This window comes from Yersinia enterocolitica subsp. enterocolitica (assembly GCF_901472495.1).
GTDB lineage: Bacteria > Pseudomonadota > Gammaproteobacteria > Enterobacterales > Enterobacteriaceae > Yersinia > Yersinia enterocolitica.
The window spans coordinates 3,468,715-3,489,727 of sequence record NZ_LR590469.1; the positions used below are offsets into that span (position 1 = coordinate 3,468,715).

Genomic DNA, 21,013 nt, shown 5'->3' on the forward strand with positions numbered 1-21,013 from the left:
TTACATATAGGCAGTATTCGTGAATATAAAAAAACGAGTATAGAGTGAGCAATTAGCCTCAATAAAGGAGCTGTTCAAGCACCGCAGTGAAATGATTATGGTTGTAACATTATGATAAATAAGGAACTGTTTTAAAAAGAGCGATACATGAATTTTCCGCACATTGAGTGTGAAGATTAATCATCGCTCTAAACTTATTTAAAAGTTGACTCTTTAGTCAACTTCGGTCATTTTCTATTTAGACGTCTAAACGTATAGACGCTTATAAAATGACAGATAACATAAGTCGTCAAAATGATGACAATAGGCAATGGGGTAACAGGGTATGAGTTTTTTCCACGCAAACCAGCGGGAAGCGCTGAATCAAAGTTTGGCTGAGCTGCAAGGCCAGATTAATGTTTCTTTTGAGTTTTTCCCGCCACGTACCAGCGAGATGGAAGATACCCTGTGGAGCTCGATTGACCGCCTGAGCACTCTGAAACCAAAATTTGTCTCAGTGACTTATGGTGCTAACTCCGGTGAGCGCGATCGTACTCACAGCATCATCAAAGGGATTAAAGAGCGCACCGGCCTGGAAGCGGCTCCACATCTGACCTGTGTTGATGCTTCTCCTACTCAGTTACGTGAAATAGCCACTGATTACTGGAATAGCGGTATTCGCCATATCGTGGCGCTGCGCGGTGATTTACCACCCGATAGCGGCAAGCCAGAAATGTATGCTTCTGATTTGGTTGGTCTATTGAAAGATATCGGTGATTTTGATATCTCGGTGGCCGCTTATCCAGAAGTGCATCCAGAAGCCAAAAGCGCGCAAGCTGACCTGATTAACCTGAAACGCAAGATTGATGCCGGTGCTAATCGCGCTATCACGCAATTTTTCTTTGATGTGGAAAGTTACCTGCGTTTTCGTGACCGCTGTGTCGCCACCGGTATTGATGTTGAAATAGTGCCCGGTATCTTGCCGGTATCTAACTTTAAGCAACTCCAGCGCTTTGCCACCATGACCAATGTGCGAGTACCTAATTGGATGACCACTATATTTGAAGGGCTGGATAACGACCCTGAGACGCGCAAAATGGTCGGTGCATCAGTAGCGATGGATATGGTGAAGATTCTTAGCCGCGAAGGGGTAAAAGACTTCCATTTCTATACCCTGAATCGCGCAGAATTAAGTTATGCGATTTGCCATACCCTGGGGGTCAGGCCGTAATTAAAATTATTAACGTAGTTAGCAGTTTTATAAATCTTGCCGTTAGCCTTTAACTTAATGATTAGACTCTGTTTTACCTCCCCTTGAAGGCCCGTAACAGACGGGCCGCTATCTACAAAGTAATGATGAAGATAGTGGCTTGTGCCTGGCTTTTCTATACAAAGACTTCCTCTCTGTCGTTATTAAAAAATCTTAAATTCATAGAGTGAGTTAATCGCTTTATTAAAGTTTTGTTTGAATCTGCCTCTTATAATCGCGGTAACTAGAAAATTATTTATAGCTGCCCACTTATTGCTGGCAGCTCTTAACAGGAACTTTATCGATGAGTAGGATAAGTCAAAGCAGTAGCCCGGTCGCTACAGCTAAGCCGGCAGGAAAAAACACGTTACATCAAGAGAAAAATATGTTAAGCGCTAACATACAGGAAGTCAAAAATGTGTTAACTGATGTCAAGATGAAAATTAAGGCGGATACTAACGATTTAAATAAAAATAAAGCCTTATTGACAAGCCTAAAGGGTATTGCAAGCAAACATGGTAATGATGCTAACATCCGCTTGAAAAACGATCATTTTAAGCTTGGGCAGGGAAGCAATTTTCTGAAAAACTTGATAAATGGTGGCCGTTATAAACTTGAGCAACAAGCAGCAGCTAGCAAATTGGCCGTAAAGGGAAGCGAGGTTTCTGCTCGCACTGGTATTTCAACACTTACGCAACAAATCCAGACTATTCAGGATAGTCTGGATTTCTCGAAGAAGGAGCTAAAAAATAATCAAACTGAATATGCTGGTTTGAATTCTGAGCTGAAAGGTGTCGATCAACAAATAGAAACTTTTAATAAAGCAAAAATTGCGGCGGACAAAGCGGATAACAACAATAAAGCGCTCCGTAATAATTTTTCTATGATTTATCAAAGTAATGCAGGTTGCAAAGCCATTAATGCCGAAGCTCGCCATCAGTTTGGTAACGCGAACCAGTCTGCAAAACTCAACGGTAACCAAGTAATAGCAGAGTATGTAAAAACACACGGTGATAATGTCTTCAGTGGGGGCAATGCACCGGTCAAATCGGCCATACAGTCCCATTGCTCTGACTTATCCACGCTGGTCAAGGACGTTGCTAAGGCTTGGTATAGCCCAACTGACACCACGACTACATCGCACCGTGGGCAGGGGATGACTCAAGATGGGATTAATAAGTTAATCACTCAATTCAATAATGATAGGGCTGGATCTGTATATAAATTGGGACAGTTCTTCTCCACTTCAAAAGAGGTGAATGTTGCTAAGGCTTTCGCTGACCGAACCGGGGATAGCGTCAAGATCATGTTCGAAGTTAAAGGTAACAGTGGTAGGGGAATTGTAGTATCAGGCGGATTGAAGTTTGAAAATAACGAACGCGAAGTACTGTATTCTCCATTAGCCAAATTTGCTGTCACTGATATTAAGGGGAGCAACGCCAAAGGCTATACCATTAAGCTCAACGAAGTTGAGCAAGATACTAAGGCTAAGTTGTTGCCGTACTGATTTCTTATCACATGTTTTTATTATAAAAAAACGGGCGCCTGGCCCGTTTTGTCTTTTATTCACGATAATTCTACTGGCAACTAACCGGTATTACGCATCCCTGCCGCCACCCCAGCAATAGTCACCATCAACGCCTGCTCAACACGGGCATCGGCGGCATTTTCTTGCTGGCGCGAGCGGTGTAACAGCTCGGCTTGCAACACGTTTAGTGGGTCGGTATAGACGTTACGCAGTGCAATCGACTCGGCAATCCACGGCAAATCAGCCATCAAGTGGTCGTCGTTGGCAATAGCCAGCACCACTTTAATATCGGCTTCCAGTTGGTCGCGTAATTGCTGGCCCAATGGCCACAATGATTTATCCACCAGACGCTGGTCATAATATTCGGCTAGCCACAAATCGGCTTTGGCAAACACCATTTCCAGCATACCAATGCGGGTTGAGAAGAACGGCCAGTCACGACACATGGTGGCTAATACTTCTTTCTTACCGGCATCGATGGCTTTCTGTAATCCGGCACCGGCACCCAGCCAGGCCGGTAACATCAGGCGGTTTTGTGTCCAGGCAAAGATCCACGGAATAGCACGCAGGCTTTCCACCCCGCCATTCGGGCGGCGTTTGGCTGGGCGCGAACCCAATGGCAGCTTGCCCAATTCCAGTTCCGGGGTGGCGGCGCGGAAGTAAGGAACGAACTGTGGATTTTCACGAACATAGCCGCGATACATCTCACAAGAGGCATCAGACAGAATATCCATCACCTCATTCCACTCTTTCTTCGGTTCCGGCGGCGGTAACAAATTGGCTTCCAGCACCGCACTGGCATACAGGGCCAGACTGCTGATGGTGACTTCTGGCAGACCAAACTTAAAGCGAATCATCTCGCCTTGTTCAGTCACGCGTAAGCCACCTTTCAGGCTGCCCGGAGGCTGAGAAAGCAACGCCGCATGGGCAGGCGCGCCACCACGACCAATAGAACCGCCACGGCCATGGAACAGTGTCAGAGAGATACCGGCTTTCTCGCAGGTTTTAATTAGCGCATCTTGCGCCCGATATTGCGCCCAGGACGCGGCCATTACACCGGCATCTTTCGCTGAGTCAGAATAGCCAATCATCACCATCTGCTTGCCTTGGATCAGGCCACGATACCAGTCGATATTCAGTAACTGGGTCATCACGTCGTCCGCATTGTTCAGGTCATCGAGTGTTTCGAACAATGGCGCGACGGGCAGAGTGAATGGGCAGCCGGCTTCTTTCAGCAGTAAATGCACCGCCAGCACATCCGATGGCACTTTCGCCATGGAAATCACATAAGCGGCGATAGAACCTTGCGGCGCTTCGGCAATCACCCGGCAGGTTTCTAACACTTCCTGGGTGTCGGCACTGGGTTCCCATTTCAGCGGAACAAGTGGGCGCTTGGAGTTCAGTTCGCGGATCAGAAAGGCTTGTTTGTCCGCTTCAGACCAGCTTTCATAATCACCGAGGCCCAGATAGCGGGTCAGTTCAGCAATAGCGTCGGTATGACGGGTGCTTTCCTGACGCACATCGATACGCACCAATGGCACACCAAAACAGCGCACGCGGCGTAAGGTATCGAGTAACTGGCCGTTGGCGATGATTTCCATGCCACAAGCTTTCAGGGATTGATAACAAGCGTATAGCGGATCCCATAGTTGGTCATTGCTGACCAGCAAATCTGTTGGTGGCAATACGCGCTCGCCCTTCAGACGTGCTTCCAGATAAGCCTGAGTATTGGTCAACTGGGTACGCACGCGTTTCATCAGTTCACGATAAGGTTCGAGCACCTCTTCGCCGCCCGCCAATTCACGCAGTTCCGGCGTACATTCCGACATGGAAAGCTCTGACACCAATACTTGAATGTCGCGCAGGAATAAATCAGTGGCTTTCCAGCGGCTTAGTAATAGCACATGGCGGGTAATTTCAGCGGTGACATTCGGATTACCGTCACGGTCGCCCCCCATCCATGAAGTGAAGCGAATCGGCACCGCTTCTACCGGCAAGCGATAATCGAGGGAGTTTTGCAACTGCTCGTTAAATTCACGCAGGAAAGCGGGCACACCTTCCCATAAGCTGTTTTCAACCACAGCAAAGCCCCATTTGGCTTCATCAACAGGGGAAGGGCGGATTTTACGAATTTCGTCGGTATGCCATGATTGTGCGACTAATTGCCGCAAACGACGCATGATCTTGTTGCGTTCGTAATCGGCTAAATCATTGTGATCCAACTGGCTCAGGCAGGTATTCACTTCAACCAGTTTATGAATCAAGGTGCGGCGGGTAATTTCCGTTGGGTGAGCCGTTAGCACCAGCTCAATGGATAGCTCATCAACCGCGCTGCGCATGTCTTGCTCACTCAGCTTTTTGTCTTTTAAGCGGGTGAACAGTTGGGCCAGTGCTTCGGGGTTACTCGCGGCTTCACCATGCGGCGAAATGCTGTGATATTGCTCTGCCGTATTCGTCAGATTGAGGAATTGGCTAAAAGCACGGGCAACCGGCAGCAGTTCGTCGTTGGATAAATTTTGCAGTGTCGTCAGTAGCTCCTGACGGCTCGCTTCATTACCGGCACGCGAAGATTTAGATAATTTACGGATGGTTTCTACTTTTTCAAGGATGTGTTCACCAAGTGCTTCCTTGATGGTGTCCCCGAGTAGCGTACCGAGCATACTGACGTTACTTCGCATTGCGGAATATTGTTCGTTCATATGACCCCTGACCCATATCCCCTTCGCCCTTGACGCCGCAGGGTTGTTAGCGACGCTCACTCACTCGAATCACTGACCAGTGTCAGCTCATCGAGATTTGTTCACTTGCTGCCTACCTGCAACGCCAATGACTTTGGGTATAAACTTTTATGGTTTCTTTTTGTAAATTAGTTTCATCCAAAAGGCTAAGATGGACAAATCCACTCGCCACGTTCAATTCCATACCCCAATTGACACTATTTTTAGCAAAAAAACATCATTTTTAGGGATATTGCTGAAATTTAATTACCAAGGCCAGATTATCAGTCTGGCTTATCGGCAATATTGATCCGCCTACCCCATAGTGGTTATTTCTGCTGGCAGAAATTATCGACTAATTGACCAATTAGCTCACGTGTGGGTTCGATAAAGGCCATGTCGATAAATTCATCCGGCTGATGGGCTTGATTGATGGAGCCTGGCCCCAGCACCAATGTCGGGCAAATTTGCTGAATAAACGGGGCTTCGGTGCAGTAGTTCACCACTGCGGTGCGCTCACCCAATAATTCCTCGATAACCCCGACCATATGATGATCTGTCGGACATTCATAGCCCGGAATCGGTGGATGCAGTTGGTCAATACTCAAGCGGCCCGGCCAGCGGGCACTGACGGGGGCCAGCGCTTCAGTCATCAATTCATCCAGATCACTTAATGTCAGCCCCGGTAACGGGCGGATATCCATATGTAATTCACAGCAAGCACAGATACGGTTCGCTGCATCACCGCCATTAATATGGCCGAAATTCATTGTTGGATAAGGGATGGCAAATGCCGGGTTGTTATAACGCTCTTGCAAAGTGGTACGCAGCTTCATTAGCTCGGTGATAGATTCATGCATCAAATCAATAGCATTAACACCACGCGCCGGATCACTGGAATGGCCGGACTGACCGGTAATACGAATCGCATTGGAAATATGGCCTTTGTGCGCGCGCACCGGTTGCAGTGATGTTGGCTCACCGATAATGGCAAAGTCAGGGCGTAATTGGGTGGAAGCGGCAAAATAGCGTGCGCCCGCCATGGTGGTCTCTTCATCGGCGGTTGCGAGGATATACAGTGGTTTACTTAATGTGCTGGCATCGATATCACGCACCGCATCAAGAATAAAGGCAAAGAAGCCTTTCATGTCGGCAGTACCCAGACCATACAATTTATTGTCATGCTCGGTCAGAGTGAAAGGGTCGCGCGTCCAGCGGCCTTCATCGTAAGGTACGGTATCGGTATGACCTGCCAAGAGTAGCCCGCCGCTGCCCTCTCCGCTGCTTTTTTTGCCAACAGAGTTTTCACCAATAGAGGCAAGCAGATTAAATTTGTGGCGTGTATCCGGTACCGGCTGGATTTCGACGCGAAAACCCAGATCAGCAAACCATCCGGCCAACAAGTTGATTAACGCCTCATTGCTTTGATCGAGAGCGCTATCGGTTGCGCTGATTGATGGCGTGGCGATTAACGCCCGATACAGCTCAATAAATGGAGGTAATTTCATCTTCACTGTTGACAGCCTTTGGTTAGGATAGTATCAATATTCATGCATTAATTATGAATAAAAATACATTAAGCTTGAGTGTAAGGGAACTGAAAAAACCCTTAAATTGACGAAAATGTCAATGCTCAATCACGTGGGGAAACAGTAAAACCTTGCTGAGAACCCAAATGTCAGTTTTGACTACTTATGTTGTTATACCCACTAAATTTATATCCAATGTCATTGGAGTTGTAAGTAGGCAGCAAGCGGGCGCATCCCGATGAGCTGACACAGGTCAGTGATTCGAGTGAGTGAGCGTCGCTAACAACCCTACAGCTTCAAGTACAAAGGGTAAGGTAAACTGAACCCATGTTGAATACACTAATTGTTGGTGCCAGTGGTTATGCCGGAGCAGAACTTACGGCTTACCTGAATCGTCACCCACATATGAACATAACCGCTTTAGCGGTTTCAGCGCAAAGTGCAGATGCAGGAAAATTGCTTTCTGATCTGCATCCGCAACTAAAAGGCATTATTGATCTTCCGCTGCAACCCTTGCTGGATGTAGCTCAGGCGGCAAAAGGGGTGGATGTTGTTTTCCTCGCCACTGCCCATGAAGTCAGCCATGATTTAGCGCCACAATTCCTGGCGGCGGGTTGTGTAGTCTTTGATCTTTCCGGTGCATACCGGGTTCAGAATGCCGAGTTTTACCGCCAATATTACGGTTTTGAGCATCAACATGCCGATTGGCTGGATAAAGCGGTCTATGGGTTAGCTGAATGGCAGGCGGAAAAAATTAAGCAGGCCCAATTGATCGCGGTGCCTGGCTGTTATCCCACCGCATCCCAACTGGCGCTTAAGCCGTTGGTCGATGGCGGCTTACTCAATGAGGCGCAGTGGCCCGTGATTAACGCCGTCAGCGGTGTTAGTGGCGCGGGGCGCAAAGCCAGTATTGGCAACAGTTTCTGTGAAGTGAGTTTGCAACCCTATGGTTTGTTTAATCATCGTCATCAGCCGGAAATTGTCGCCCACCTTGGTACTCCAGTGATTTTTACCCCGCACTTGGGGAATTTCGCCCGCGGTATTTTGGCAACCATTACCTGCCGCCTGAAAGTGGGGGTGACGGCGCAAGATATCGCTGAGGCATACCATAATGCTTATCAATATAAGCCGCTGATTCGGCTCTATAAGCAAGGCGTACCGGCGCTAAAAGCGGTAGTGGGTCTACCTTTCTGTGATATCGGTTTCTCGGTGCAGGGTGAACATTTAATTATTGTCGCGACAGAAGATAACCTGCTGAAAGGCGCGGCGGCCCAGGCGGTGCAATGCATGAATATACGTTTTGGCTTTGCGGAAACCCAAGCTCTGTTGTGAGCAATAAAACGCTAAGCAGCAGAGGTTGTAACCGAGTCGGAACTGACATTTTTTCTAATTATATTGAGGCGAAACATGATAAATCCGTTGGTCATTAAATTAGGTGGCGTATTGCTCGACAGCGAAGAAGCGCTGGAACGCCTGTTTACGGCATTGGTGACCTATCGTGAGAAGCATGAGCGCCCGCTGGTGATCATGCACGGTGGTGGTTGTCTGGTTGATGATCTGATGAAAAAACTCGCGTTGCCGGTGGTGAAGAAAAACGGCCTGCGTGTGACGCCAGCCGATCAAATTGACATTATTACCGGGGCATTAGCGGGTACCGCCAACAAAACATTGCTGGCCTGGGCGGTTAAACATGACATTAATGCGGTTGGCTTATGCTTGGGTGATGGTAATACCGTGTCGGTCACCCCGCTGGATGCGGCACTTGGTCATGTGGGCAAAGCCGAAGCTGGCTCACCGGCTTTAGTACAAACCTTACTGGCCGCAAATTACATGCCTATCATCAGCTCTATTGGTATTACTAAAGATGGCAGTCTGATGAACGTAAATGCCGATCAGGCAGCGACGGCTTTGGCCGCGACATTGGGAGCCGATTTAATTTTGCTGTCGGATGTCAGTGGGATTTTAGATGGCAAAGGCCAGCGCATTGCTGAAATGACGGCACAAAAAGCCGAACAACTGATTGCGCAGGGCATCATCACTGACGGCATGGTGGTTAAAGTGAATGCGGCGCTGGATGCGGCCCGTTCATTGGGCCGTCCGGTGGATATCGCCAGTTGGCGTCATGCAGACCAGTTACCGGCGCTGTTTAACGGTGTGCCAATTGGCACGCGTATTCTGGCCTAAATATCCTTCTTATTTGCAGTTGCAGTGGTGTTAGCGGCTCTTACTCACCCGAATCACTGACTTGAGTCAGCTCAACGGGATTAATGAGCCTCATCCTTGAGGCTCACCCTGCGGGCTAGCATAAATGCTGTTCAAATCGGTTCTCGACCAATTTGTCACGCGTTTGCTGCCTTGCTGCCACTCCAACTACTTTGGGTATATTATGAGTTTTTATTCTGAAACTAGGGAAGAAAGATTATGGCATTGTGGGGCGGACGGTTCAGTCAGGCGGCAGATCAGCGTTTTAAGCAATTTAACGATTCCCTGCGGTTTGATTACCGACTGGCAGAGCAGGATATTATAGGTTCTGTTGCCTGGTCGAAAGCACTGGTCACGGTCGGCGTTTTAACGACGGCCGAACAGCAACAACTTGAGCAGGCGCTCTCTGTTTTATTAGAGGAAGTGCAGGCCGATCCACAAGCTATTTTAGCCAGTGATGCAGAAGATATTCACAGCTGGGTTGAAACCAAACTGATTGATAAAGTCGGTGATTTAGGCAAAAAACTGCATACCGGGCGCAGCCGTAACGATCAGGTGGCAACTGACCTAAAGTTGTGGTGCAAATTTCAGATAACCGAACTAAAAACCGCCGTACAGCAATTGCAACAAGCGCTGGTTATCACCGCCGAGGCCAATCAGGATGCCGTGATGCCGGGTTATACCCATTTGCAGCGTGCTCAACCAGTGACCTTTGCACACTGGTGTCTGGCCTATGCTGAAATGCTGGCTCGTGATGAAAGCCGCCTGCAAGATACCTTGAAACGCCTGGATGTCAGCCCGTTAGGCAGTGGCGCTTTAGCTGGAACTGCCTACGCTATTGATCGCGAACAACTGGCGGGTTGGTTAGGTTTTGCTTCGGCTACTCGTAATAGTCTGGACAGTGTTTCTGACCGTGACCATGTGTTGGAATTACTGTCTGATGCCAGTATTGGTATGGTGCATTTGTCCCGTTTTGCTGAAGATCTGATTTTTTTCAACAGTGGCGAAGCTGCTTTCGTTGATTTATCGGATCGTGTTACGTCTGGCTCTTCCTTGATGCCGCAAAAGAAAAATCCAGATGCGCTGGAATTAATCCGTGGGAAATGTGGCCGGGTACAGGGCGCATTGACTGGAATGATGATGACGCTCAAAGGCCTGCCTCTGGCTTATAACAAAGACATGCAAGAAGACAAAGAAGGCCTGTTTGATGCGCTCGATACCTGGCTTGACTGCTTGCATATGGCGGCGCTGGTATTGGATGGTATTCAGGTGAAACGCCCCCGTTGCAAAGAAGCGGCTGAGCAAGGTTATGCCAATGCGACTGAGTTAGCTGATTATCTGGTCGCCAAAGGTGTGCCATTCCGTGAGGCACACCATATTGTTGGTGAAGCGGTGGTTGAGGCTATTCGTCAGGGGAAAGCATTAGAGGCTTTATCACTAAGTGACTTGCAAAAATTCAGTGCAGTCATTGGCGATGATGTTTATCCGATTCTGGCATTGCAATCTTGTTTAGATAAGCGTGTTGCTAAAGGCGGTGTTTCACCCCAGCAAGTCGCATCGGCCATTGCCGAGGCTAAAGTGCGTTTATTTTAATTCGCAGAGTATTGGTTAATGTTGCGGCGGGCCACAATTAATGTGGCCCGTTTTGCGTTATAAATACTTAAATATATTTTATTCGTTACTGGTTTTATTTATAAAACTTTAATCCGCGTAACAGCTATCGCTATTTATCCATTATTTATTTCTTCTATTAAATCAATGCCATCAGTAACCTGTTATTTTATTCTTAATAGACTGTTGAGTTTATAACCACAAATGATTATGATAATCATTATCAAATAATGGCGATATAGTAAAACCTCTACTAGCATTAAAAAAATAAATGAATATTACTTAGGTGAAATAACACTAGATCTTACTGAATAATATTATTGAATCCTCTAATAAAGTAACTGCTTTATTTTTAAATTTAATGCCCCATTTATTTGATGACGTAACTTATTTACTTCATGGAAAATAACATAATTTCTATTACCGGATACTTTAGATTATTTGGCGGTAATCCTATGGCAACGTTTTATTGTGAAAGCCATTAAGGTGAACGGCTAATAATTAATAGATTTATTATTTTTATACTAATAAGGATGAAATCTCATAAATGGATAATATAGTTAGAGTTCGCAGAACAACAATAAATAAAATCACATTTGGTCTATTTCTGGCATTAACAACACAAGGTTATTCGCAGAGAGTAAATGCTGAAACCGCCGTCGAATCTTCTCATGAACATGATCTGGTATTAGATGAGCTCAAAGTGGAGGGAACCAGTAACGCCCATGAGGGGGACTGGGTTTATGATGAACTCCATTCTGTTAGTGAAATATCCCGCGAACAGCTCGATAGTCGACCAGCCCGCCATGCAGCGGATATATTGGAACAAACCTCCGGTGTCTATTCCAGCGTTAGCCAACAAGACCCTGCACTTTCAGTGAATATCCGTGGCATGCAGGATTATGGCCGCGTCAATATGAATATTGACGGTATGCGGCAAAACTTTATGAAAAGCGGCCATGGGCAACGCAATGGCGTGATGTATATCGATCCGGAAATACTGAATAATGTGGTGATTGAAAAGGGAGTCACCAGCGGTATTGGCGGAGCGGGGGTAATAGGCGGTATTGCAACGTTCAATACAATTAATGCCAGCAACTTTCTTGAACCGGGGAAAGAAATTGGTGGCCAAATCCGCGTTCTCACCGGTGATAATGGCACAAATTTTATTGGCAGTGCCGCGCTGGCACTGGGTAATGAATATGGCGATATATTAATCGCCGCCAGCGAGCGCAATTTAAGCGATTATTGGCCGGGCAATAAAGGGAATATGGGGGACATTCGATTCGGCACCGCCGCAGAGAGATTTAATTATGATCTTAAGAATAATAAAGTTGAATATACCCGATATAAAATGCGTTCCCAACTGACCAAATTGGGTTGGAATTTACCTGCCAATCAGCGCCTGATGCTAAGTTATTTACAAACACAAATTAATAGCCCTAATGCCAGCATGTTAACTCAGATTGTCGATAAGGCAGATCCCTACCGTATAATAAAGATGGGATGGAAAAATAGCAGTGTCAGCGATGTGCTGAATCGCAATATTGGGCTGGATTATAGTCTCAAGCCCGAGCATATCGCCTGGCTAGATGTCGCGGTAAAGGTTTATTACGTTGATACTGATGATGAAACTAATACTCTCTGTTCTGATGCTATTTATTGTAAGAAGTTTTGGACGCAAACCCGCCTGACCACCCGTGGTTTACAACTGCAAAATACCAGCTTCTTTACCTACGCCGATTATCATCAATTCCATATTAACTATGGCCTGGAATGGTTTAGTGACCGCTCCAGAGGTAACTCAACGCACGAAACGATACTTGGTCTCACCCCGCCAGGCAAGCGCACTATTACCAGCACTTTTGCTCAGTTGAATTACGATTATGATAATTGGCTGCGGCTGGAAGGGGGGGTGCGTTATGATCAATTTCGCTTACAGGGCAATACTTGGATGCACAGCAAAAATTTCCGCGGAAACTATACCCGTGAGAATCCCTGCAATCAAAAGACACATGAGCAATATATTATTAATGAAGGAAGACGGTGCTCATTCAACTGGCCGTCGAAAATGACTTGGGAGGTCGATCGCCGTGAACAACAACTGTCACCCACATTAGCCATCGGCATCAAGCCCGGTGTGCAGTGGCTGGAATTTTTTGGCAATTACGGTAAATCCTGGCGGCCACCGGCGATTACTGAGGTGCTGGCCACCGGCAGCGCCCATGGCCATAGTTGGACTTTGCCCAACCCTATTTTGGCGGCAGAGCACTCCAAGGCTTGGGAAGCTGGCATGAATATCCAGCACAGCAATCTGTTTATTGCAGAAGACCGCCTGGTCGCCAAGCTGGCCTACTTTGATACCCGTGTCACTGATTATATCAATCTTGAACTGTCCAAGACTAAACCGCTGCATGGCAGCGGGGATTTTACCAATGCTACTTATATTAATAATTTACTGGCCACCCATTTTCGTGGCCTGGAATATCAATTAAGTTATGATGCAGGGGTATTTTATACCAACTTAAATTATACCAGAATGATTGGAGTTAATACTATTTGCTCGAAAAGAGCCTGGTTAGGTGGTGTAAATGGAATAGCAAGTAATAAAAACTATGAAATATATTCTATTGATAGAGATGATATAAATAATATAGTTGATTGCTTTGCGGCAAATAATTTATTTAGCTCCTCTGCCTATTTACCGGGTGATCGCGGCAGCTTAACTTTAGGTGGAAGGATTTTTGATAAAAAGCTGGATCTCGGCACTGTTATTCGTTATAACAAAGGACGCCAAGATAAATCAGTTCTTAATAATAAAGGCCACGTCAATACTGCGTATGTTGCGGATTGGCCCAAATATACCATATTTGATCTTTATGCTAGTTATAAGATGACTAATAATTTAACTTTGCGCAGCTCAATAGAAAATATAACTAATCGCGCTTATCTTATTAGTTATGGTGATTCACTTTCTTTCGCGCCAAATCGTGGTAGAACTATTCAGGGTGGTTTTGAATATAAATTCTAATAATTAGATTTAAATATCTTAATAGAATAAAGTAAGTTTTAAATATTCAGGTGAAATTATAGCTTCATCTGTAGTCGCGTGACTCAATGATGAGTCATATTATTGTTGTTAACAATAAGGAAATTTATTATGACAGTAACGATAAAATATCAAGGTCAATTCAGTAATGACACTCTAACCTCTTATACTAAACAGTGGGCTACAACCCATGGTGATATAAAAGATACTGAGGCAGAAGGATATTCCAAGGATTTTGGTCAATTTGCTGGCGGTGGGTGGTTTGATGGAACCCAATACTCCATTGGCAGTTCTCACAGTGGTTCTAGTACAGGGATGATAATTGAGGGGGATTTGACCTACAATTTTGCTCAGCATACTTTACACGGTAAAGTTGACAGTCTGGAATTGGGTAAGAACTTGAGTATTAATTCCAATGGCATTGGTAAACAGCTTGACCAACTGCAATTGAAAATGTCCGATTTAGATATTACTGGTGAGTTTGATCCTGGCAAAACAATGGCAGAGAACCACCAAGGGGATATGCATAAATCCATATATGGCCTTATGAGAGGTAATGCCGATCCGCTGTTGGAAGTCCTCACCGCTAAAGGCATTGATGTGAATACCCCACTGAAAGATATGGCTATCGCCAGCCAATTCGAAGCTATGGTATCAGATATGCCAATGATTGATACCGTTGGTGTCGTTGAAAGTAGTGATATGTTATTAGCTGCTTAAGTAAAACTTCCGGAAAAGGATTTTCTGGTCGGATCTAGCTGTTGTGCAATAAATGTTAGTGTACTTGTAATAAGTGTAAGTGCGCCACCGCCGTACTTTGCTATATTTGGCGCGGCGGTGGTTCATATTTTAGAAAAGGATATTAATATGACAATAACAATTAAGTACCATGAAAAAATAGCCAATGAAACTATCACGTCATACAGCCAACAGTGGGCCACTAATTTTGGTAATATGCTATGGACGATGGGGGTTGATTATACTCTTAACGCTTCTGGTTACCCAATTCCACCTGCTGATAGCATAAAATATGTTGCTGCAAGCACCCATCACAATCAGTCAGAGAGTAATGCCGCGATAGTGATCGCACTTAAAAAAGTTGCAGGGATAGAGAATGACCAATCCATAACGGATCTCCGCGTCAGTTTGGAATTCGGCGAAGCTTTGGTTCCCATTGCTAATGACGGTACTAGTAAACATCCACACCAGCTTCTTTTGCAGCAAGTACAATTAGATATTAGTGGGTTAGATATTCGGGCCGATGTTGAAAGTTCAATGCCTACCTTGGATTACGCCTTATGGCAGGATATTTACTATCAAGGAGGTCAAAACCTTGGAATATACAATTTATTGAAAGGCAACGCGAACCCACTACTAGATATTCTGAAAGCTCAGGGCATTGACGTAAATACACCTGTCAAAGATATGACAATTGCCAGTCAGTTTGAAGTTCCTACTGACGAACTACTAATTGAAACTGTGGGCATAACCGATGGAGGCAATACATTATTAGCTGCTTAACCTCTTCCCTGACCAAATGCTAAGCTAAATATTCGTCATAAATTAAAAGGATATTATTATGACAATCACTATTAAATATCACAGTCAATTTGCCGAGTACTCCGTTTCTTCTTATATTCACCAATGGACTACAGCTTATGGTGATTTAATTCAAACACCAACTTCTTTTAAAACTTACGGTACCTTATCCAATCGTATTGACGCTAATAATAATGAAAGCGTTCAGGCTGAGTTTCAAAGTTTTTACGAGAGCAATGTAGCCATGATTGTTGGGGGGAGTAGACTTGAGCAAGAACAAGGAAGTACCTCTTTCATTATGAAAAAACAGATACAAACATTAGAGTTTGGTGAGTCACTCATATCTAATGCAGATAATACGGGTAAACAACTTCAGCAACTACAACTGAAACTAGATGGTTTAAATATTGAAGATGACTTTTATCCTTCACTGTGTTCAATATCCCAGGCATTGGATGCTGAACTCGGTAAGCCTTACCAGGGTGGAATAGATCACGGTACGTATAATTTGTTGAGAGGTAAAGCTGCCCCTATGCTGGAAATCCTCAAAGCTCAAGGTATTAACGTAGACTCCCCACTTAAAGATATAGCTATCGCCAGCCAGTTTGGCGTTGTTGGTGATACGCCCATTATTGATACAGTGGGGGCCGCTGATAACAGTGGAATATTGTTAGCAGCTTAAATGACTCGCTAACCCAATACGTCGCTATATAATATTAGTCATAGTTAAAAGGATATTATTATGACGGTAACTATCATATTTAATGGAAATATAAAAGATGAAACTATTTACTCATATACCCATAAATGGATAGCTGACTTTAATATACCAACTGTAGATGGTTATAATTTCACCGAATTTCATAGTATTAAAGATACTATCAGCCGGCAGTACGAACAGTTCTCGGTAACGAATACTTCTGGGGATAAAGCGACTATAATCATGAGCGGAGAGATAAGTTTTAAAATGTGTCACAGGACTATCCACGGAAAGGTAGAAAGTCTGGAATTAGGAAAAGAGGGTGTTATTCAGAATGAGAAGAATAATATTATACTTGAAAAACATCTGGTAGAACCGCAACTGATATTTAATGGGTTAAGTATCATTGGTGACTATGATAATTTAAAGATAACCGGAGAAAACCAGAGAAATGATGTGCATCAGATGGGGTTTAATTTAAAAGCAGGCAATGCAGATGTACTCTTGGAGATCCTAATATCCCAAGGTATTGACGTAAACACACCACTTAAAGATATGCCTATTGCCAGCCAGTTTGAAGTTGTTGCCAATATGCCAATTATTGAAGTAGTAGGTGAAGCTAATGGGAGTGGCATATTATTAGCCGCTTAATAAAGGCAGGGGAACAATGATTTTCTGTCTGAGTATATAATACTACCATCTATATTTTATCATGTTATTTATGATGTGTTTGTTGATGGTAGTTCATGTTGCTATTATTCTGAAAATAAATTCTTCATGAAATCAATTACAGGGTTTTTACGACAAATCGTATTTTCAGTATGGAAATGGATGTCATGGAATCAAGTCAAAATGCCAGCGCTTCATTAGTATCACCAACCCTTATTTCAACTTTGGGCCGTCATAAAAAGATCCTTTGGGGCATAGGCTTATTCACCGCAGTAATTAATTTACTGATGTTGGCTCCAGCAATTTATATGCTGCAAGTTTATGATCGTGTTCTGGCTTCAGCAAATACCATGACGTTATTAATGCTAACGGTTCTCGTGCTAGCCATATTTGCATTTATTGGTTTATTAGAATGGGTTCGCAGTGCGATTGTTATCCGCTTGGGGACACGTATTGATATGCAATTGAATCAGCAGGTTTTTAATGCGGCGTTTGCTTCAAACCTTAATGGTCAAAAAGTGCAAGCTGCACAGGCGTTAAACGATCTGACAACTTTGCGCCAGTTTGCCACTGGTAATGCTCTATTTGCCTTTTTTGATGCGCCGTGGTTCCCGTTCTATTTGCTGGTTATTTTTATCCTTCATCCTTGGCTCGGGGCATTGGCAGCTCTGGGGGCGGTTTTTCTGATTTTCCTTGCCTGGCTCAATCATTGGATATGCCGAAAACCATTGAAAGAGGCCTCACACATCACCTCACAAGCCACTCAGCAGGCGAATGCGAATTTGCGTAATGCAGATGCCATTCAAGCCATGGGAATGCTAAAAGCTTTGCGTGATCGTTGGCTGAAACAGCACTCGCATTTTCTCTATCAGCAAAATATTGCCAGCGATAAAAGCAGCCGCGTGACGGCGTTATCTAAATCCAGCCGTCAGGCATTGCAATCAATGATGTTGGGGCTGGGCGCATTGTTGGTTATAGATGGTGCTATTACTGCGGGTGTGATGATTGCTGGATCTATCTTGGTTGGTCGGGTATTAGGGCCAATAGATCAATTGATCGCGGTTTGGAAACAGTGGAGTCACACGCGCCTGGCTTACCAACGCCTCTCTTCTCTGTTAGCTCAGCACTCTCAGCCCACTACCGGCATGGTTTTACCGCCACCTAAAGGCAAATTGAGTGTGACACAACTGACCGTTTGCAAACCGGGAACACATATTCCGGTATTGCAATCCATTAACTTTGAACTGCAACCTGGAGATGTTCTGGGAGTGTTGGGGCCGTCAGGCAGTGGTAAATCTACGCTGGCGAAGCTGCTGGTTGCGAGTCAGCCCGCATTCAGTGGTTCGGTTCGCCTCGACAGCGCAGACCTTGCTCGGTGGGATAAAAGCCATTTAGGGGAATTTATCGGTTATCTTCCGCAAGATATTCAGCTATTTCGCGGTTCGATTGCTGAAAATATTGCGCGTTTTGGCTTAATTGATCATGCAAAAGTTATCGCAGCGGCACAACTGGCCGATGTGCATGACCTCATTCTACATCTGCCACAAGGCTATGACACATCATTGGGGGATGAGGGGGAGGGGCTATCTGGTGGTCAGCGCCAGCGAATTGCATTGGCGCGAGCTATGTATGGTGTGCCACGGCTTATCGTGCTTGATGAACCTAATGCCAGTTTGGATAAAGTTGGCGAGCAAGCCTTATTAGCCAGTATCAGTCAGTTAAAACAGCAAGGTTGCACCATTGTGATGGTCACCCATAAACCCGAACTATTATCGGGCAGCGATTATTTGTTGTTCTTGCAGAATGGGCAAATAGAGCTGTTTGACCGCACTCAAACCATATTACAAGACGGTCAGGGTAAAAATAAGGCGACAACTGGGCGTAATAGTTGGGGAAGCGGTATGTCATATGGTGTTGCCCCTATTCGCACTGCATCACAAAAATCATAAAGACCACGGACGGAGATAAATCATGTCATCGGATTCAAATTGTTCGCCACCCCAGCAGCAAAATCAAACATCGCAAAAACCACCACCACTACAAACCAATAGCGGGAGATATCTTGGCCTTGGCGCATTATTGGTTTGCGGTGGTTTTATCGGTTCTTTGTTGTGGGCGGGGCTGGCTCCTTTGGATAAAGGTATTGCGGTGATGGGGCATATTGTTGTGGCAGAAAATCGTAAGTTGGTTCAACCGCTGCAAGGGGGACGTATCCAACAATTGCATGTTGCTGAGGGCGATGACGTCACGCAAGGGCAATTACTTATCACTCTGGACGATACTGCGCTACTTAGCCATCGCGATAATTTACAAAATCAGTATTTGAGTGCACTCGCTCAGGAGTCTCGTCTCACGGCAGAGCAACATGAATTACCGACAATTACCTTTCCTCCCGCATTGCTTCAGCATCCCGCACAAGCTTTAGTTGAGCGTAATACTGTGTTGCAGCAGCAGCTATTTCTCCATCGTCGTCAGGCACAACTGAGCGACATTGCCCGGCTATCAGCACAAATTACCCGTCACGAGAGCCGGCTAGATGGATTACAAGTGGCCCGCGGCCATAACCAGCGCCAATTTGACTTATTCCAGCGGCAATTGCAGGGAGTACAGTTATTGGCAAAAAATGGTCACGTTGCTCAAAGTCAGTTGTTAGAGATGGAGCGTCAGGCGATTTCATTGCGCGCAAATATAGAAAAGAATACCAGTGAGATTTTGGAGCTTCATAAGCAAATTGGCGAAACAGAGCAACATATCTTACAACGGCGCGAGCAGTATAAAAGTGAGAATCGTGAGCAACTGGCTAAAGCGCAACAAAGTACTCAAGAGTTGGAGCAGCGCTTGGGGATTGCAGAATATGAATTAGATAATACGCGAATTTACGCACCAGTCAGTGGCACGGTTATCGCCCTTACTCAACACACGGTTGGTGGTGTGGTCAGTACCGGGCAAACATTGATGGAACTGGTTCCTAATGGGCAGCCACTCTTAGCTGAGGCTCAGCTTCCGGTGTCATTAATTGATAAGGTAATGGTTGGGCTACCAGTAGACCTGAACTTCTCTGCTTTTAATCAAAGCAGCACCCCGCGGTTACAAGGTTCGGTATTACACGTTGGTGCCGATCGTATACAAAACTCACATACTTTAGAGCCTTACTATCCTTTAACTGTTGCCATTGATATCACACAAACCGAGCTGGAAATTCGGCCCGGTATGTCAGTCGACATTTTTATCCGAACAGGGGAAAGGTCGCTACTTAATTATCTGTTTAAACCGCTAACTGATCGCCTGCATGTTGCCTTTGCTGAAGAATAATTAATTGTAAGTAACCCATTAAAAATAAAGGAATATAGTGATTTAATTTATGAGGATACGGCAGAGTAGCGGTAGTGTGATTTTCTTTTGGGTAAGTGCCTTATTAACCAGCGGTGTTCATATTTATCTGATCTGGCTATTGAGCAATACCCCTATCCCCCCGGCATACACAGAGGTCTCTCCTGTGGCAATTATGCTCGCGGTGTCGACGGAGCCGGAGTTTACCCAACATATGGAGCAAGATTCGGTAGTTGGTATCACTCAAAATATCAACGAACCGGTGACGGAGCTGTCGGAACATCAGCCAGAAGAAGTGAGTCATATCCTGACCGCACCTGAGCATTCAAATGCTGCGTTGATTGTCGAAAGAGAAGTAAATGAGCCGCCAAAAGAGCTAAACAAAGCAAAACGACCACAACAGAAAGTGATGACACCACGTCAGCCCATTAATGAACGAACACCGGAAAACCACAGCAACCCCTCAACTCCAGCAGTAGTAACCAGTACCCCTTTATCGGGGGAGAGTCATCGGGTCGCGGCTGCGGCGAACAGTCATTCGTTGCATAATCAACAAAGTAAAATGAATTGGAAAAGCCGATTACAAGGGCATCTGGCAGGGTTTAAACGTTATCCACCCCATGCCCGAAAACAGCGCCAGCAAGGAACTGTGATTATCCGTTTTGTGGTTAATAAAGAGGGGGATGTGTTATCTACTAAACTTGTTAAGAGCAGTGGAGTTATTGCATTAGATCAAGAAGCATTGGCAGTGGTTAAACGTGCTCAACCATTGCCCCAGCCACCCGTCGGGTTATTATCGAATGAGCAGGTTTCATTGACTATGCCAGTTGATTTTGATCTAAAAAATATAAGACGGTGAATTGCGGGGGGTTATTTGACATCGCTTCGCGAAATAAAGGATAAAAAACCGG

General features: G+C 45.2%; 15 protein-coding genes. 13 read left to right on the forward strand and 2 right to left on the reverse strand.

Features of this window, described 5'->3' with window-relative positions; translation table 11 throughout:
• The first annotated feature begins 325 nt into the window (after positions 1-325).
• Together metF and FGL26_RS16510 are read left to right on the forward strand one after the other, a co-directional pair.
• Complete coding sequence (gene metF / locus FGL26_RS16505; protein WP_005175827.1) at positions 326-1,210, forward strand: methylenetetrahydrofolate reductase; 885 nt, start codon at positions 326-328, stop codon at positions 1,208-1,210.
• 322 nt (positions 1,211-1,532) lie between these two features.
• Positions 1,533-2,735, forward strand: coding sequence for an ADP-ribosyltransferase domain-containing protein (locus FGL26_RS16510; RefSeq protein ID WP_005175826.1), 1,203 nt, complete (start codon positions 1,533-1,535; stop codon positions 2,733-2,735).
• Positions 2,736-2,815: 80 nt separating this feature from the next.
• On the opposite strand, the gene ppc is transcribed toward FGL26_RS16510, so the two are convergent.
• Both ppc and argE read right to left on the reverse strand, forming a co-directional pair.
• The gene (gene ppc / locus FGL26_RS16515; RefSeq protein ID WP_005175825.1) at positions 2,816-5,455 is read right to left on the reverse strand and encodes a phosphoenolpyruvate carboxylase; all 2,640 of its coding nucleotides are present in this window, start codon (positions 5,453-5,455) and stop codon (positions 2,816-2,818) included.
• A gap of 347 nt (positions 5,456-5,802) precedes the next feature.
• Positions 5,803-6,981 carry an acetylornithine deacetylase gene (gene argE, locus FGL26_RS16520; RefSeq protein ID WP_032903319.1) on the reverse strand — a complete coding sequence of 393 codons (1,179 nt, stop codon included), beginning with the start codon at positions 6,979-6,981 and terminating at the stop codon, positions 5,803-5,805.
• A gap of 348 nt (positions 6,982-7,329) precedes the next feature.
• Here argE and argC point away from each other — a divergent pair, with 348 nt between their 5' ends.
• The 11 genes from argC to FGL26_RS16575 all read left to right on the forward strand — a co-directional run bounded on the left by argC (position 7,330) and on the right by FGL26_RS16575 (position 20,961).
• The gene (argC, locus tag FGL26_RS16525; protein ID WP_005175819.1) at positions 7,330-8,334 is read left to right on the forward strand and encodes an N-acetyl-gamma-glutamyl-phosphate reductase; all 1,005 of its coding nucleotides are present in this window, start codon (positions 7,330-7,332) and stop codon (positions 8,332-8,334) included.
• A 75-nt stretch (positions 8,335-8,409) separates the two neighbouring features.
• Positions 8,410-9,186, forward strand: coding sequence for an acetylglutamate kinase (gene argB / locus FGL26_RS16530; RefSeq protein WP_005163846.1), 777 nt, complete (start codon positions 8,410-8,412; stop codon positions 9,184-9,186).
• 237 nt (positions 9,187-9,423) lie between these two features.
• Positions 9,424-10,797, forward strand: coding sequence for an argininosuccinate lyase (gene argH, locus FGL26_RS16535; protein WP_005175816.1), 1,374 nt, complete (start codon positions 9,424-9,426; stop codon positions 10,795-10,797).
• 565 nt (positions 10,798-11,362) lie between these two features.
• Positions 11,363-13,846, forward strand: coding sequence for a TonB-dependent hemoglobin/transferrin/lactoferrin family receptor (locus FGL26_RS16540; RefSeq protein ID WP_005175812.1), 2,484 nt, complete (start codon positions 11,363-11,365; stop codon positions 13,844-13,846).
• Positions 13,847-13,975: 129 nt separating this feature from the next.
• Positions 13,976-14,584: a heme acquisition protein HasA gene (locus FGL26_RS16545; RefSeq protein WP_005175809.1), complete on the forward strand. Its 609-nt coding sequence runs from the start codon at positions 13,976-13,978 to the stop codon at positions 14,582-14,584.
• Between the two features lie 147 nt (positions 14,585-14,731).
• Complete coding sequence (locus tag FGL26_RS16550) at positions 14,732-15,385, forward strand: heme acquisition protein HasA (RefSeq protein ID WP_005175804.1); 654 nt, start codon at positions 14,732-14,734, stop codon at positions 15,383-15,385.
• Between the two features lie 58 nt (positions 15,386-15,443).
• Positions 15,444-16,085, forward strand: coding sequence for a heme acquisition protein HasA (locus FGL26_RS16555; protein WP_005175803.1), 642 nt, complete (start codon positions 15,444-15,446; stop codon positions 16,083-16,085).
• A gap of 60 nt (positions 16,086-16,145) precedes the next feature.
• Positions 16,146-16,754, forward strand: coding sequence for a heme acquisition protein HasA (locus FGL26_RS16560; protein WP_005175802.1), 609 nt, complete (start codon positions 16,146-16,148; stop codon positions 16,752-16,754).
• A gap of 185 nt (positions 16,755-16,939) precedes the next feature.
• Positions 16,940-18,721 carry a type I secretion system permease/ATPase gene (locus FGL26_RS16565; protein ID WP_032908794.1) on the forward strand — a complete coding sequence of 594 codons (1,782 nt, stop codon included), beginning with the start codon at positions 16,940-16,942 and terminating at the stop codon, positions 18,719-18,721.
• A 22-nt stretch (positions 18,722-18,743) separates the two neighbouring features.
• Positions 18,744-20,084 carry an HlyD family type I secretion periplasmic adaptor subunit gene (locus tag FGL26_RS16570; RefSeq protein ID WP_005175799.1) on the forward strand — a complete coding sequence of 447 codons (1,341 nt, stop codon included), beginning with the start codon at positions 18,744-18,746 and terminating at the stop codon, positions 20,082-20,084.
• Between the two features lie 49 nt (positions 20,085-20,133).
• A complete protein-coding gene (locus tag FGL26_RS16575) occupies positions 20,134-20,961 on the forward strand; it encodes an energy transducer TonB family protein (RefSeq protein ID WP_165442613.1) in 828 nt (275 codons plus the stop codon).
• Positions 20,962-21,013: the final 52 nt, after the last annotated feature.

What these genes read in the sequence shown, in the direction of transcription:
- argC (WP_005175819.1), top strand. Translation starts at nt 7,330, where the DNA reads ATGTTGAATACACTAATTGTTGGTGCCAGTGGTTATGCCGGAGCAGAA.
- argH (WP_005175816.1), top strand. Translation starts at nt 9,424, where the DNA reads ATGGCATTGTGGGGCGGACGGTTCAGTCAGGCGGCAGATCAGCGTTTT.
- argE (WP_032903319.1), bottom strand. Translation starts at nt 6,981, where the DNA reads ATGAAATTACCTCCATTTATTGAGCTGTATCGGGCGTTAATCGCCACG.
- argB (WP_005163846.1), top strand. Translation starts at nt 8,410, where the DNA reads ATGATAAATCCGTTGGTCATTAAATTAGGTGGCGTATTGCTCGACAGC.
- FGL26_RS16540 (WP_005175812.1), top strand. Translation starts at nt 11,363, where the DNA reads ATGGATAATATAGTTAGAGTTCGCAGAACAACAATAAATAAAATCACA.
- FGL26_RS16545 (WP_005175809.1), top strand. Translation starts at nt 13,976, where the DNA reads ATGACAGTAACGATAAAATATCAAGGTCAATTCAGTAATGACACTCTA.
- FGL26_RS16565 (WP_032908794.1), top strand. Translation starts at nt 16,940, where the DNA reads ATGGAATCAAGTCAAAATGCCAGCGCTTCATTAGTATCACCAACCCTT.
- FGL26_RS16560 (WP_005175802.1), top strand. Translation starts at nt 16,146, where the DNA reads ATGACGGTAACTATCATATTTAATGGAAATATAAAAGATGAAACTATT.
- FGL26_RS16570 (WP_005175799.1), top strand. Translation starts at nt 18,744, where the DNA reads ATGTCATCGGATTCAAATTGTTCGCCACCCCAGCAGCAAAATCAAACA.
- metF (WP_005175827.1), top strand. Translation starts at nt 326, where the DNA reads ATGAGTTTTTTCCACGCAAACCAGCGGGAAGCGCTGAATCAAAGTTTG.
- FGL26_RS16555 (WP_005175803.1), top strand. Translation starts at nt 15,444, where the DNA reads ATGACAATCACTATTAAATATCACAGTCAATTTGCCGAGTACTCCGTT.
- FGL26_RS16575 (WP_165442613.1), top strand. Translation starts at nt 20,134, where the DNA reads ATGAGGATACGGCAGAGTAGCGGTAGTGTGATTTTCTTTTGGGTAAGT.
- ppc (WP_005175825.1), bottom strand. Translation starts at nt 5,455, where the DNA reads ATGAACGAACAATATTCCGCAATGCGAAGTAACGTCAGTATGCTCGGT.
- FGL26_RS16550 (WP_005175804.1), top strand. Translation starts at nt 14,732, where the DNA reads ATGACAATAACAATTAAGTACCATGAAAAAATAGCCAATGAAACTATC.
- FGL26_RS16510 (WP_005175826.1), top strand. Translation starts at nt 1,533, where the DNA reads ATGAGTAGGATAAGTCAAAGCAGTAGCCCGGTCGCTACAGCTAAGCCG.